Here is a 13,693-nt window from a genome sequence, read left to right as displayed (position 1 = left end):
GTGAGGGGCATGACGACGAACGAGAACAGCGAAAGCACCTCCGGCTACTGTCCCGAACACACCCCCCGCCTGGCCTGGGCGCAGCACGCCCCTGACGTCTACAAGGCGATGGCCCGCCTGGACGCCGTCTCCCGCAAGGGCATCGACCCGGTGATCGGCGAGCTGGTGAAGATCCGCGCCTCGCAGCTCAACCACTGCGCGTTCTGCCTGGACATGCACACCAAGGACGCGCTCGCGGCGGGCGAGTCCGTGGAGCGGATCATCCAGCTCAGCGCCTGGGAGGAGTCGCAGCACTTCTTCACCCCGAAGGAGATCGCCGCGATCGAACTGACCGAGGCGGTGACCGTGCTGACCGACGGCTTCGTGCCGGACGAGGTGTACGCGCGGGCCGCGAAGCACTTCGGCGAGGAGGAGCTGGCCCACCTCATCGCCTCGATCATCACGATCAACTCGTGGAACCGGTTCGCCGTGACCACCCGCATGGTGCCGGGCCACTACACGCCCGGCGACCACGGCTGAGCGGCCCGGTGACCGCGTCGGGCCTGCGGGCCCTGCACCACGGCCGTGCCCCCGGTGACCCGCTGGTCCTCCCCGGCCCGTGGGACGCCGCGAGCGCCCTGGTCTTCGCGGACGCCGGATTCCCCGCGCTCGCCACGCCGAGCGCGGGGGTCGCCGCGTCCCTGGGTTACGAGGACGGCTCGACGCCCGCCGCCGAGATGTTCGCGGCGGTGGCGCGGATCGCCCGGGCCGTCTCCGTACCGGTCTCCGCCGACATCGAGGCCGGGTACGGGCTGGCGCCCGCCGAGCTGGTGGAGCGGCTGCTCGCGACCGGGGCGGTCGGCTGCAACCTGGAGGACACGGTGGACGGGGTCCTGCTGGACGCCGGAGCGCAGGCGGACCGGCTGGCCGCGGTGCGGGCGGCGGCCGGGGACGCGCTCTTCGTGAACGCCCGGATCGACACGTACGTCACGGGCGTCCCGGACGGGGTGGACCCGGCGGCGGAGACCCTGCGCCGGGCGCGGCTCTACGCGGCGGCGGGCGCGGACTGCCTGTACCCGATCATGGCCCCGCCCGAGGTGTTCGGGCCGCTGGCCGGAGCCCTGCCCGGGCTGCCGCTGAACGCGCTGGCCCGCCCGGACGGGCCGGGCCCGGGCCGCCTCGGTGAGCTGGGCGCGACCCGGATCACCTTCGGGCCAGGGCTCCAGCGCCGGGCGATGGCCGCGGTGCGGGAGATCGCGGACCGGCTCCGCTGACGTAGCACACACCACGCCCCCGGCAGCGCTGCGGCTGCCGGGGGCGTGGTGTCTGGTGGATCAGATGAGGCCGAGCTCGCGGACCGCGTCGCGCTCCTCGGTGAGCTCCTTCACCGAGGCGTCGATGCGCGCACGGGAGAACTCGTTGATGTCCAGGCCCTGGACGATCTCGTACGTGCCGTTCTTCGTGGTGACCGGGAACGACGAGATGATGCCCTCGGGCACGCCGTAGGAGCCGTCCGACGGGATGCCCATCGAGGTCCAGTCGCCCTCGGCGGTGCCGTTGACCCAGGTGTACACGTGGTCGATGGCGGCGTTGGCGGCGGAGGCGGCGGAGGAGGCGCCACGGGCCTCGATGATCGCGGCGCCGCGCTTGGCGACGGTCGGGATGAAGGTGTCGGCCAGCCACGCCTCGTCGTCGACGAGCTCGGCGGCGTTCTTGCCGGCGACCTCGGCGTGGAAGATGTCCGGGTACTGGGTGGCCGAGTGGTTGCCCCAGATCGTCAGCTTCTTGATGTCGGAGACGGCGGCACCGGTCTTGGCGGCCAGCTGCGAGATCGCGCGGTTGTGGTCGAGGCGGGTCATCGCGGTGAACCGCTCGGCCGGGACGTCCGGGGCGGCGGCCTGCGCGATGAGCGCGTTGGTGTTGGCCGGGTTGCCGACGACGAGGACCTTGATGTCGTCCGCGGCGTTGTCGTTGATCGCCTTGCCCTGCGGCTTGAAGATGCCGCCGTTGGCGGAGAGCAGGTCGCCGCGCTCCATGCCCTTGGTGCGGGGGCGGGCGCCGACGAGCAGGGCGACGTTCGCACCGTCGAAGCCGACGTTCGCGTCGTCGGTGATCTCGATGCCGCGCAGCAGCGGGAAGGCGCAGTCGTCGAGCTCCATCGCGGTGCCCTCGGCGGCCTTCAGCCCCTGGGGGATCTCCAGGAGACGCAGGTTGACCGGCACGTCCGGGCCGAGCAGGTGGCCGGAGGCGATGCGGAAGAGCAGCGCGTAGCCGATCTGGCCGGCTGCGCCGGTCACGGTGACATTCACGGGAGTGCGGGTCATGGCGATCTCCGTTAGACAGCTGGCGGTCCGGGCTCCTGGCCCCTGGTGCGGGACATCTCCCTGAATCTTGATGTGAAGAGATATCCGTCGGCCAGGCTATCCGACCCGGAACCCCACGGCCGCCCGGCCCCCGTTGCCTGTCGATCACACCATGGCGGAATGGTCACTTCCGTGCCACAGGGATCAGCCATCCCTTGAACGGGTGAGGGCTCTCGACAAGGCTGGACGCAGGACGGGGCAAGGCCGCTCGACCGCCGTTTCGGGAGCTTCGCGCTCCGGGTTGCCCCGCCTCCGGTGTCCGTCCCTTCTCGGGGGAGGGGACGGCCACCGGTTCTCCGTTCGGCGGAGCGCGGGTCAGCGGACCGTGAAGTGGACCGCGTCCTCCAGGAAGGGGATGTCGAGCCACGGCTCCGGCTGCGCGACCAGCGCGAGCAGCACGATGAGGACGCCGAGCAGGCCGTACGTCACCAGATCGGTGAAGCGGGACCGCACCGCGAGCATGCCCACCGACCGGACGGTCACGCGCAGGACCGCCCCGAGGACGAGGCCGATGCCGATCAGTATCGTGCCGACGCGGAAGGCTTCCTCGAAGGGATCGGCCGCCACGATCAGCAGTCCGGCGCCGGCCGTGCAGAGCACCGCGAGCAGCGGCCACTGCCGGGCCGGTGCCGGCGCGTCCCCGCCGGCCGCCCGCCCGCCGCCCTCGGGCCGCGCGGTGTCCCGGGTCAGCGAGAACCGCCGCGACCGCCGGGTGGCGGCGGCGCCGGCGTCGGACGGCTCGGAGGAGTCCGCCGTGGCCCCGGTCGCGCCGGTCTCCTCCGTGGAGCCGGTGTCCGGGCTCGTACCAGCACCCACGGGGTCAGCCGGCGGAGACGGCAGCCGCGTCGCGCTCGGCGGCCTCGACCACGTTGACGAGCAGCTGGGCGCGGGTCATCGGGCCGACACCGCCCGGGTTCGGCGAGATCCAGGCGGCGACCTCGGCCACGCCGGGGTGGACGTCGCCGACGATCTTGCCGTTCTCGTCGCGGCTGACGCCGACGTCCAGGACGGCGGCGCCCGGCTTCACGTGCTCGGGCTTGATGATGTGCGGCACCCCCGCGGCGGCGACGATGATGTCGGCCTGCTTCAGGTGGGCGGCCAGGTCCCGGGTGCCGGTGTGGCACTGGGTCACCGTGGCGTTCTCCGACTTGCGGGTGAGCAGCAGCGGGATGGACCGCCCGATGGTGACACCGCGTCCGACGACCACGACGTGGGCACCGTTGATCTCGACGCCGTGGTGGCGCAGGAGCTGGACGACGCCCTGCGGGGTGCACGGCAGCGGGCCGGTCTCGTTGAGCACGAGGCGGCCGAGGTTCATCGGGTGGAGGCCGTCCGCGTCCTTGGCCGGATCCATCAGTTCCAGGACGCGGTTGGTGTCGATGCCCTTGGGCAGGGGCAGCTGCACGATGTAGCCCGTGCAGGCGGGATCGGCGTTGAGCTCGCGGACGACGGCCTCGATCTCCTCCTGCGTGGCGGTGTCGGGGAGTTCGCGCTGGATGGAGCCGATGCCGACCTGCGCGCAGTCCTTGTGCTTGCCGTTCACGTACCACCTGCTGCCCGGGTCGTCCCCGACCAGCAGGGTTCCAAGGCCGGGCGTGACGCCCCGGGCCTTGAGGGCCGCCACGCGGGCGGTCAGATCGGACTTGATCGCGGCTGCGGTGGCCTTGCCATCGAGAATCTGGGCAGTCATGGTCCCCATACTCCCGGATGACCCCGCCCTCGGACCAATCAGGTACCAGGCGTGGACGCAAGGTTGCACTTGGACAACTTCTCGAACCGCGGCTGGACAAACGTACTAACCGCTTATCACGATGAAGGCCGCTGTGCCGCAGCAGTAACCGGGGGGCTGGACCGCTGACGTTTTCTCTTCCTCCGTGCGGCCGCACCGTCCCCGTACATCTGTTGGAGGAACGCCCATGAGCTTCGGCGACCCGAACCCGAACAACCCTTACGGGCAGCAGCCCGGTCAGCCGCAGCAGCCGGGCTACGGCTACCCGCAGGCCCCGCAGGGCGTGCCGCAGCAGGGGTACGGCTATCCGACGGCCCCGCCGGTGCCGGGTGGCGACTACGGCCAGCAGCCCGGTTACGGTGCCCGCCCGCCGCTGGCCGGCTGGTGGCGGCGCGTCGGCGCGGTCCTGATCGACTACCTGGTGGTCGGCGTCCCCTACGGCGTCATCCTGGCCGTCGGCGGGGGCATAGGCGGCGGCGCGGGCGCCGGAGTGATGGCGCTCGGTGTCGTCGTCGCCATCGGGCTCGGTCTCTTCAAGCTGTACAAGGAAGGCACGACCGGCCAGTTCGTCGGCAAGAAGGCCCTCGGCATCAGCCTCCTGCGCGAGCAGGACGGCCGCCCGCTCGGCTTCGGAATGACCTTCGTCCGCTACCTCGCCCACTTCCTGGACGGCATAGCCTGCTACATCGGCTTCCTGTGGCCGCTCTGGGACTCCAAGAACCAGACCTTCGCGGACAAGGTCTGCTCCACCGTCGTGGTGCGCGTCGGCTGACCGCCCCTCAAGCAGGCCCGAGGGCCGTAACCGCACGCGGATCGCGCGGGGTTACGGCCCTCGGGCGTACGGGGACGGGGCGGCTCAGTGGAAGAAGTGCCGGGTGCCCGTGAAGTACATCGTCACGCCGGCCTTCTTCGCGGCCTCGACCACCAGCTCGTCGCGGACCGAACCGCCCGGCTGGGCCACGGCCTTGACGCCGGCGGCGGTCAGGATCTCCAGCCCGTCCGGGAAGGGGAAGAAGGCGTCGGACGCCGCGTAGGAACCGGCGGCCCGCTCCTCGCCCGCGCGCTCGACGGCCAGCTTCGCGGAGTCGACCCGGTTGACCTGGCCCATGCCGACGCCGACCGAGGCGCCGCCCTTGGCGAGCAGGATGGCGTTGGACTTGACCGCCCGGCACGCCTTCCACGCGAAGGCGAGCTCCTGCAGCTCGTCGGCGGAGAGCGCGTCGCCCGCGGCGAGCGTCCAGTTGGCCGGGTCGTCGCCCTCGGCCTGGAGGCGGTCGGTGACCTGGAGCAGCGCGCCGCCGTCGATCGGCTTGACCTCGACCTCGGCGGACGGGGCCTCGGGGCAGCGGAGCACGCGGATGTTCTTCTTGCGGGACAGGATCTCGACCGCGCCGTCCTCGTACGCCGGGGCGACGATGACCTCGGTGAAGATCTCCGCGACCTGCTCGGCCATGGCGACGGTCACCGGTCGGTTGACGGCGATGACACCGCCGTACGCCGACAGCGGGTCGCAGGCGTGGGCGTTGCGGTGCGCCTCGGCGATGTCGTCGGCGATGGCGATGCCGCACGGGTTGGCGTGCTTGATGATCGCGACGCACGGCTCGGCGTGGTCGTACGCGGCGCGCCGGGCGGCGTCGGTGTCCGTGTAGTTGTTGTACGACATCGCCTTGCCGTGCAGCTGCTCGGCACCGGCCAGACCGCCGGTGCCCGAGGTGTAGAGCGCGGCGGGCTGGTGCGGGTTCTCGCCGTAGCGCAGGACGTCCTGGCGCTCGTACGTGGTGCCGAAGAAGTCCGGGAAGCCGGAGTCGTCGGCGGCGGCGTAGTCGGCGGCGAACCAGCCGGCGACGGCCACGTCGTAGGCGGCGGTGTGCTGGAACGCCTCGGCGGCGAGCCGCTTGCGGGCGGTCAGGTCGAAGCCGCCCGCCTCGACGGCGGCGAGCACGTCGGCGTAACGCTCCGGGCTGGTGACGACGGCCACGGAGGGGTGGTTCTTGGCGGCGGCGCGGACCATGGACGGGCCGCCGATGTCGATCTGCTCGACGCACTCGTCGGCGGTGGCGCCGGAGGCGACGGTCTCCTTGAACGGGTACAGGTTGACGACCACCAGGTCGAACGGCTCGACGCCCAGCTCGGCCAGCTGCTCGCGGTGCGCGTCGAGGCGCAGGTCGGCGAGGATGCCGGCGTGGACGCGCGGGTGCAGCGTCTTGACGCGGCCGTCGAGGCACTCGGGGAAGCCGGTCAGCTCCTCGACCTTGGTGACCGGGACACCGGCGGCGGCGATCTTTCCGGCGGTGGACCCGGTGGAGACCAGTTCGACACCCGCCTCGTGCAGGCCGCGGGCGAGGTCTTCGAGGCCCGTCTTGTCGTAGACGCTGACCAGGGCGCGGCGGATGGGCTTATTCTCCGACATGACCGAGATGAACCTTTCGTCCCTCAATGCGATAGCCGTCGCGGGCGAGCCGCCCCACGGCCTCGACGAGCAGCTTGCGCTCGACTTCCTTGATGCGTTCATGGAGGGCCGCTTCGCCCTCCGGGGTGTCCTCTTCGGTCACCTCGACCACGCCCTGCGCGATGATCGGACCGGTGTCGACGCCGTCGTCGACGAAGTGGACGGTGCACCCGGTGACCTTCACGCCGTACGCGAGCGCGTCACGCACGCCGTGGGCACCGGGAAAGCTGGGGAGCAGGGCGGGGTGGGTGTTGATGAACCGGCCGCCGAACCGGGCCAGGAACTCCTTGCCCACGATCTTCATGAACCCGGCGGAGACCACGAGGTCCGGCCGGTGCGCGGCGGTGGCCCCGGCGAGCGCGGCGTCCCACTCCTCGCGGGTGGCGTGGTCCTTGACGCGGCACGTGAAGGTGGGGAGCCCGGCGCGCTCGGCCCGTTCCAGGCCGGCGATGCCGTCGCGGTCGGCGCCGACCGCGACGATCCGGGCGCCGAAGCCCTCGGGATCGTCACCGATCGCGTCGAGCAGGGCCTGGAGGTTCGTACCGGAACCGGAGACCAGGACGACCACACGGGCCGGGGCGGCGGAGGGAAGCGGGGAGGCCACGGCTGGGCCCTTTCTCGCGTGCGAGCGGTTCGAAGCGGCCGGCCCGCCACCACGGCACCGGGGCGGCGGCCAGCGATTTGTACGGTCGTACGAAAGAAGCGCGCTCCCCCATACGGGGAACTCTACGAACGGGCCGACCGTCAGCAACGATACCGGCACCGCGCCGCGCCCCTGCCTGACGGGGGTGACGGAGGGGAGGTCCCCGGGGGGTGACGGACCCCGCGCTCCCCGCTTTCGGCCCCTCCTCGCCGGAAGGTAGCGTCAGGGGCAGCGAACCGTCCGCCGGGCGGAAACGACGAGATGGGGAAGACGTTCACCACATGCCGGACCGACGCCGCACCGCCTTCCGCCAGCCGCTGCCCGAGCGGGCCGCCGTGCTGATGCGCGAGCGCTCCTCCTCGTCCTCTCCCTCCGGCTCCTCCGGTTCCTCCGGGAGCCCGAACGACGACAACCCCTTCGCGCCGCCGCCCGAGGGCCGCCCCGACCAGCCCTGGCAGCCGCGCCACCCGTCCGGCGGGGGCGATGGCGACAACGGGTCCGACGGGCAGCCGTCGGACGACCGGCCCGTGTGGGGCAGCCAGTGGAGCAGTCAGCAGCCCGGCCGCCAGAGCGGCTCCTTCGGGGGGCGCCCCTCCGGTCCCGCCGGTCAGGAGAGACCCCCGGCCGGCCCGCGCTGGGACCCGACCGACCCCGTCCAGCGCCGCGCCCGCTACGCGCTGCTCTCCGGTATGTGGGCCTTCTTCTTCGCGATCTTCGACTTCTCGGAGATCGCCCTGCTGCTCGGCGCGCTCGCCACGTACTGGGCGGTCAGCGCGTTGCGCGCCAAGCCGAAGCCGCCGGTGGCCGGTGGCGCGGCGGAGGGACCCGCCGCGCCCGGTACGGCGGACGGGAGCGTTCCGGCGCCGGACACGCTCGCCTCGCAGCGCGGGGGCCGGCAGCAGACCACGGCGGCGGTGAGCGGTCTGGTGACGGGTGTGGTCGCGCTGGCGATCGTCGCGACGACGTTCACGGTGCAGATGGTCTACCGCGACTACTACACCTGTGTGAACGACGCCCTGACCAAGTCGGGCCAGCTGGCCTGCAACGACCTGCTCCCGAAGCCGCTGGAGCCCTTCTTCGGCGTCAAGCGCTGAGAGCCGCGCCGGACCCCGCGGACGGGGGCCCGGCGCAGTGCCCGTTCTAGCCGATGTTGCTCTGCGGACCGGTGTACCGCTTCAGCAGGCCCGGGACGTCCTTGGCGGCGTCCAGGGAGTAGCTGTAGTAGCTGTGCGGGTCGAAGGTCGTTCCGTTGGTCTGCTGCTTACCGCTGGAGTCGACCACGAGGGAACCGGACTGGGTCAGGGACGCGGCCGAGGTGTCGGGGTAGTACGGGTTGGCCACGTGGTCGTAGTAGCTGTTCTCGATCACGGTCTTCGACTTGCCGCGCGAGAGGTTGCCGTACGACGTGATGTTCTGCATGTAGTTGTTGTAGAGGTGCGCCAGCGCCACGTTGTCGACGCTGGGGTTGCGCTGGTTGGTGTCGTGGATCCAGTTGTGGTGGATCGTCATGCGGGCGGTGACGTTCTCCGTCCAGCCGATGCCGAAGGCCTTGTTGACCTCGCCGAGCTCGTTCCAGGACACGGTGAGGTAGCTGGTGTCCTTGCGGCTGTCGATGAGCCCGTCGTTCATCCGCTGGATGCGGTTGTGGTCGATCCAGATGTGGTCCGCGGTGTCCATCTGGATGCCGTCGTAGTCGTAGTCCTTGTCGTCCGGGTCGTCCTCGGTCATCCGGGTGTCCCGGATGGTGAGGTTCCGAATGATGACGTTGTGGGTGCCCTCACCGAGGAAGAACCCGCCGTTGACGATCTGGCCGGATGTGCCGACGCCGACCAGCGTCTTGTTCGACTTGACCGGGATCTCCCGGCCGTACGGGGTGACGGTGATCGCACCGGCCACCTTGATGGTGTACGGCTCGGCCGCGCCCGCGTACTTCACCAGGTCCGCGTAGGTCTTGACGGTGACCGTCGCGCCCGCCGCGCCGCCCGTGGTGCCGCCGCCGGTGGAGGCGAAGCCGTCGGCCGTGGTCGACCAGGAGCGTCCGCCACTGCCGGCGACGGGGGTGAAGGCCCACTGCTTGTTGGTGTTGTCGGTGCAGGTCTCCTGGATGATCGCCGTGCCGTTGCCGGTCGACGCCAGCTCGTCGGACAGACACAGACCCGACTTCACATTGACGATCTGCCACGTACCGGAACCACTGGGCGCCAGCTTCCACTGCTGATTGGCCTTACCCGCACCACAGCCCCACTGCACCACCCGCACCCCACTGACCGTGGAACCACCGGGCACATCCACACACTGCCCACTGCTCTCACTCACCAGCGTGTACACACCACCACCCGCCGACTTCAGACGGAACTGCTGCCACGGCGAACCCGCCGTACAGCTCCACTGCTGAAGCCCCACACCACTGACCTGCGAAGCACCCGGCACATCCACACACTTACCGGACTTCGCCACCACCAACTGATACGCCGTGTCCACCGCCGGAAGCACCGCCGCCTCAGCGGAACCCGCCAGTGACACAGCCGTCCCGCCGGCCACCACGGCCAGAGCGGAAACCACCCCGGCCACGACCTTGCCCGAACCGCGCCTGTGGGACCCGCGACGACGGATGCTGCGTTGTGTCATGTCTGCCTTCTTTCCTGTACGAGTGAAGCGAGAGGGTGGGGAGCCGGGTTCAGCGGACGGGGTTCCAGCCGTCGTTGCCGGCGAGGTACTTCTGCGGGGTGTAGTCGGCGGCGGCGCCGTCGCCCAGCTGCGGCCGGTTGCTGTTGACGCCCGCTCCGGAACCGGTGTTCCGGTATTCGCCGAACCGGGCGTTCTTCCAGCTGTTGGACGACATGTCGATCCACGGCTGGGCCGCGGCGACGGTGGAGCTGAGCGTCGACTCGCGGTAGAGGACCTGGGCGTCCTGGCGCCACGGGCGCCCGAGCTGGGTCCGGTTGGCGGACGCGCCGGTGATGCTCGACTTGTAGAAGAGGAAGCCGTACTTCTTCCCGGCATCCGTGCTGGCTGCGGTGATCGGGCCGCCGGTGGACCGCTTCTCGTAGATGTCGCAGCGGTCGAACACGATCGTGCCGCCGCCGAAGATGAAGTCCACGGTGCCCTCCACGTAGGAGTTCACCGCGTAGCTCCGCGCCGAGTTGTTGACCAGGAGAGTGTCCTGGTCACCGAGGAGCCGTACGTTGTCGAGCACGGAACGGTCCGAGTTCAGACTCATGGCCAGGGCCTGGTGACCCGATGAGGCGGAGCTCTCGTCGAAGTCGTTCGACACGGTCAGGTTGACGGCCCTGAAGTCGTGCCCGTCCACGAACATGGTGGCGCTGCCCGATGTGCCGTACTCACCGGCCGAGTGGTTGTTGACGACGACCGTCGAGGACGGCCCCGATCCCAGCCCGCGCAGCGTGATGTAGGGCTTGTCACCGGGGATGCGGACGATCTCCCGGTAGGTGCCGGGAGCGATGGTGATGTCGACGGGCCGGGCGTTGTTCGCGGGGACGGCGTCGACCGCCGCCTGCACGGTGCGGTAGGTGCCCGAGCCGTCGGCCGCGACGGTGGGCCGCTCCCCGACGGGCTTGAAGGTCCACTGCTTGTTGGTGTTCTGGGTGCAGGTCTCCTGGATGATCGCCGTCCCGTTGCTGGTCGACGCCAGCTCGTCTGACAGGCACAGACCCGACTTCACATTGACGATCTGCCACGTACCGGAACCACTGGGCGTCAGCGTCCACTGCTGATTCGTCTTGCCCGCACCACACCCCCACTGCACGACACGCACACCACTGACCGTGGAACCACCGGGCACATCGACGCACTGCCCACTGCTCTCACTCACCAGCGTGTACACACCACTGCCTGCCGACTTCAGCCGGAACTGCTGCCACGGCGAATCCGCCGTACAGCCCCACTGCTGAAGCTCCGCGCCCGCGACCTGCGAAGCACCCGGCACATCAACGCACTTGCCCGACTTCGCCACCACCAGCTGATACGCCGAATCCACCGCCGGCACCGAGGCCGCGGCAGCACCGCCCGCCGTCGACACCGACACGGCCAGCCCACCGGCCACCACGGCCAGAGCGGACACCACTGCGGCGATGGCGCTGCCGGGAGCGGTCATACGTGGAGGTTCGGATCTCATGAGTTGTCGTCCCTTCCTCGGAGCGGTACCTGAAGGTGCCTGCGGCCGGGGAGAACCGCGGCGAAGGGATAGGTGCTGCGAGGGGGTGACGGATAACAGAAATCTCAGAAAGCCCTTGCTTTACCCACGGCTGCGGCCATGTCAGAATCCACGACCGAAGGGCGCGCGTTCGATGTGAGTGATCGTCAGCCGCGGTTCCGGGGGGCCACTTCGTACACCGGTTCAGCAGGGACACGTGCGAGGGAGCGGAACTCATGGACCACCCTCCGCCAGGAGGCACCCACGCCGGCGGCGAGCCCCACCCCCGAGGCACCACGCCGTACGAGATGTCACTGGTCCGGGCCGCCCAGGGCGGCGACCGGTCCGCGCTGGAGGCGCTGCTCGCCGGCTGCCTGCCGCTGGTCCACCGGATCGTCGCCCGCGCCCTCGACGGTCACGCCGACGCGGACGACCAGGTGCAGGAGGTGATGCTGCACATCGTGCGAGGGCTGCCGGCGCTCCGGGAACCCGACCGCTTCCACTCCTGGGCCGTGGCCATCGTCTACCGGCAGATCCAGCAGTACCGACGCCGCCATCGGCTCGCCCGCGTACGGCCCGGCCTGGAGCAGGAGGCCACGGAGCCAGCTGACCCTCGGGCCGACTTCGCGGAGCGGAGCGTCACCGAGCTGGTCCTCGCCGACCAGCGCCGCGACGTCGTCCACGCCGCCCGCTGGCTGGATGCCGCCGACCGCCACCTGCTCGCACTGTGGTGGGAGGAGACCGCCGGGGTACTGACCCGAGGCGAGCTGGCGGCGGCGCTGCGGCTGCCGCGCACCCATGCCGCGGTCCGGGTGCAGCGGATGAAGGAGCGGCTGCAGATATCCCGGCTCATTGTGGGCGGGCTCTCCGCCGCGCCGCCCTGCCCCGGACTCGTCGCCGCCGCCCGAGGCTGGAACGGACAGCCCAGCGGGCTGTGGCGCAAGCGGCTGGCCCGGCACGTCCGCGACTGCCCGGCCTGTGGCTCCCGGCGCGACGGGCTGATCCCCCCCGAGCGGCTGCTGCCCGGCATCGCCGTACTGCCCGTGCCCGTGACACTGCTGGCCTGGCTCGGAGATCTCCTGAAGACGGGCGGGGCCGCGCCCACCGGCTCCGCCGCGGAACTCGCCTCCCACACGGTCCGGAGCAGCCGGCCCCGGCTGGTGGCCGGTGCGGTGGCGGCGACGGTGGTGGTACTCGGTGCGCTCATACTGCCCTGGGGGCGGCACACGAGTCCGGCCGGCCCGCCCCAGGTGGCGCCGAGGGCGGCTCCGGCCCCCGACGCGGGCATCGGCCGTCCTTCGTCGTCCCCCTCCCCGGCCGGAGCGGCCGAGCTGTACGTGGCGCCCGACGGCTCGGACGCACGGGGCGACGGCAGCCTCGCGCACCCGTACGCCACGGTCGCCAAGGCAGCCGGACTGGTACGTCCGGGGCAGAGCATCGTGCTGCGCGGCGGCACCTACCGGCCCGCCGAACCCCTCGTCCTCGACACCGACGGCAGCGCCGCCGAGCCCATCACGCTGACCGCGCGCCACGGGGAACGACCGGTGCTCGATCTCTCCGGGGTGACCGCCGGGGAGGGGGCCGTCGTCCAGCGCGCCGACCACTGGGCCGTACGGAATCTGGAGGTGCGGGGGGCCCGCGACCACGCGTGGGTGTGCGACGGGTGCGCGCACGACGTCTTCGACGGCCTGAACGTGCATCACAACGGCGGGTCCGGACTCACCCTGCGGGGCGAGGACACCGTCGGCAACACGGTCGTCGACAGCGACTTCCACGACAACCGCAAGGCGAACGGGCACAGCACGGGCCTGGCGATCGTCTTCGGAACGGGTGACGGCAACACCGTCCGACGGTGCCGCGCCTGGGGCAACGAGGGCGACGGCGTCGATCTGGGCGGATTCACCGGCGCGGTACTGCTGGAACGCAACTGGGCCTACGGGAACGGGAACGGCTTCGCGTTCGGCGGCGGCCACACCACGGTCACCGCCTCGCACACCGCCCGGTTCAACGCCGCCTGGGACAACGAGGGCTACGGCTTCACCGACCTGGGGAACGCGGGGGCCCTGACCCTGGAGCGCAACAGCACCTACCACAACGGCATCGCCGGCTTCCGGCTCTCCGACACCACGGGCACCGCCAGAAGGAACGCCGCCTGGGACGACGGCCGTGAGACGGCGCCCGGCCCGGCCGTCCACTCGGTGGGCAACACCTGGGACGCGGCGGGACCGGATGTGTCCCTGAGCGACCTCGGCTCGAAGGACCCGCACGGGGCGCAGGGCCTGCGGGGGAATGACGGCTCACTGCCCCGTACCGCCTTCCTCCGCCCCCGCGACCCGGGCGTCGCCGTGGGCGCGCCGATGACGCCCTGACGACCGGG

Annotated in this window: 12 protein-coding genes; 5 read left to right on the top strand and 7 right to left on the bottom strand. The window is 71.1% G+C overall.

Features of this window, described 5'->3' with window-relative positions; translation table 11 throughout:
* The first annotated feature begins 9 nt into the window (after positions 1–9).
* Both ACLQ2N_RS26865 and ACLQ2N_RS26860 read left to right on the top strand, forming a co-directional pair.
* Positions 10–519 (top strand): carboxymuconolactone decarboxylase family protein, encoded by a 510-nt coding sequence (locus ACLQ2N_RS26865; RefSeq protein ID WP_425816721.1) that lies wholly within the window; start codon positions 10–12, stop codon positions 517–519.
* Between the two features lie 8 nt (positions 520–527).
* Entirely contained in the window at positions 528–1,253 is a 726-nt protein-coding gene (locus ACLQ2N_RS26860) for an isocitrate lyase/PEP mutase family protein (RefSeq protein ID WP_425816719.1), read from the top strand.
* A gap of 60 nt (positions 1,254–1,313) precedes the next feature.
* Here ACLQ2N_RS26860 and ACLQ2N_RS26855 read toward each other — a convergent pair whose 3' ends face one another.
* From ACLQ2N_RS26855 to ACLQ2N_RS26845, 3 genes are all read right to left on the bottom strand, one after another.
* On the bottom strand, positions 1,314–2,303 hold the full coding sequence (locus ACLQ2N_RS26855) for a malate dehydrogenase (protein WP_425816717.1): 990 nt from the start codon (positions 2,301–2,303) through the stop codon (positions 1,314–1,316).
* A gap of 354 nt (positions 2,304–2,657) precedes the next feature.
* Positions 2,658–3,182 carry a DUF3017 domain-containing protein gene (locus ACLQ2N_RS26850; protein ID WP_425817107.1) on the bottom strand — a complete coding sequence of 175 codons (525 nt, stop codon included), beginning with the start codon at positions 3,180–3,182 and terminating at the stop codon, positions 2,658–2,660.
* Positions 3,163–4,032 carry a bifunctional methylenetetrahydrofolate dehydrogenase/methenyltetrahydrofolate cyclohydrolase gene (locus ACLQ2N_RS26845; protein WP_164399210.1) on the bottom strand — a complete coding sequence of 290 codons (870 nt, stop codon included), beginning with the start codon at positions 4,030–4,032 and terminating at the stop codon, positions 3,163–3,165. Before ACLQ2N_RS26845 ends, ACLQ2N_RS26850 begins: the two co-directional genes overlap by 20 nt.
* 226 nt (positions 4,033–4,258) lie before the next feature.
* Between ACLQ2N_RS26845 and ACLQ2N_RS26840 the strand changes: the two genes are divergently transcribed.
* A complete protein-coding gene (locus ACLQ2N_RS26840; RefSeq protein ID WP_425816715.1) occupies positions 4,259–4,843 on the top strand; it encodes an RDD family protein in 585 nt (194 codons plus the stop codon).
* Between the two features lie 84 nt (positions 4,844–4,927).
* On the opposite strand, the gene purH is transcribed toward ACLQ2N_RS26840, so the two are convergent.
* Together purH and purN are read right to left on the bottom strand one after the other, a co-directional pair.
* Complete coding sequence (purH, locus tag ACLQ2N_RS26835) at positions 4,928–6,481, bottom strand: bifunctional phosphoribosylaminoimidazolecarboxamide formyltransferase/IMP cyclohydrolase (RefSeq protein WP_425816713.1); 1,554 nt, start codon at positions 6,479–6,481, stop codon at positions 4,928–4,930.
* Entirely contained in the window at positions 6,468–7,124 is a 657-nt protein-coding gene (gene purN / locus ACLQ2N_RS26830; RefSeq protein ID WP_425816711.1) for a phosphoribosylglycinamide formyltransferase, read from the bottom strand. Before purN ends, purH begins: the two co-directional genes overlap by 14 nt.
* A 320-nt stretch (positions 7,125–7,444) precedes the next feature.
* On the opposite strand from purN, the gene ACLQ2N_RS26825 reads away from it, so the two are divergent.
* The gene (locus tag ACLQ2N_RS26825; RefSeq protein ID WP_425816709.1) at positions 7,445–8,257 is read left to right on the top strand and encodes a hypothetical protein; all 813 of its coding nucleotides are present in this window, start codon (positions 7,445–7,447) and stop codon (positions 8,255–8,257) included.
* Between the two features lie 46 nt (positions 8,258–8,303).
* Here the strand turns inward: ACLQ2N_RS26825 and ACLQ2N_RS26820 are convergent, their stop codons facing one another.
* Complete coding sequence (locus ACLQ2N_RS26820) at positions 8,304–9,791, bottom strand: RICIN domain-containing protein (protein WP_425816707.1); 1,488 nt, start codon at positions 9,789–9,791, stop codon at positions 8,304–8,306.
* 49 nt (positions 9,792–9,840) lie between these two features.
* Positions 9,841–11,277, bottom strand: a complete 1,437-nt coding sequence (locus tag ACLQ2N_RS26815) for a pectinesterase family protein (RefSeq protein ID WP_425816705.1) — start codon at positions 11,275–11,277, stop codon at positions 9,841–9,843.
* 275 nt (positions 11,278–11,552) lie between these two features.
* Between ACLQ2N_RS26815 and ACLQ2N_RS26810 the strand changes: the two genes are divergently transcribed.
* A complete protein-coding gene (locus ACLQ2N_RS26810; RefSeq protein WP_425816703.1) occupies positions 11,553–13,685 on the top strand; it encodes a sigma-70 family RNA polymerase sigma factor in 2,133 nt (710 codons plus the stop codon).
* The last annotated feature ends 8 nt before the right edge of the window (positions 13,686–13,693 follow it).

Origin of the sequence: Streptomyces sp. DT224 (assembly GCF_049844595.1) — a bacterium.
Classification (GTDB): domain Bacteria; phylum Actinomycetota; class Actinomycetes; order Streptomycetales; family Streptomycetaceae; genus Streptomyces.
Note: the sequence above shows the minus strand (reverse complement) of the source record. Positions and strands in the feature narration are given on the sequence as shown.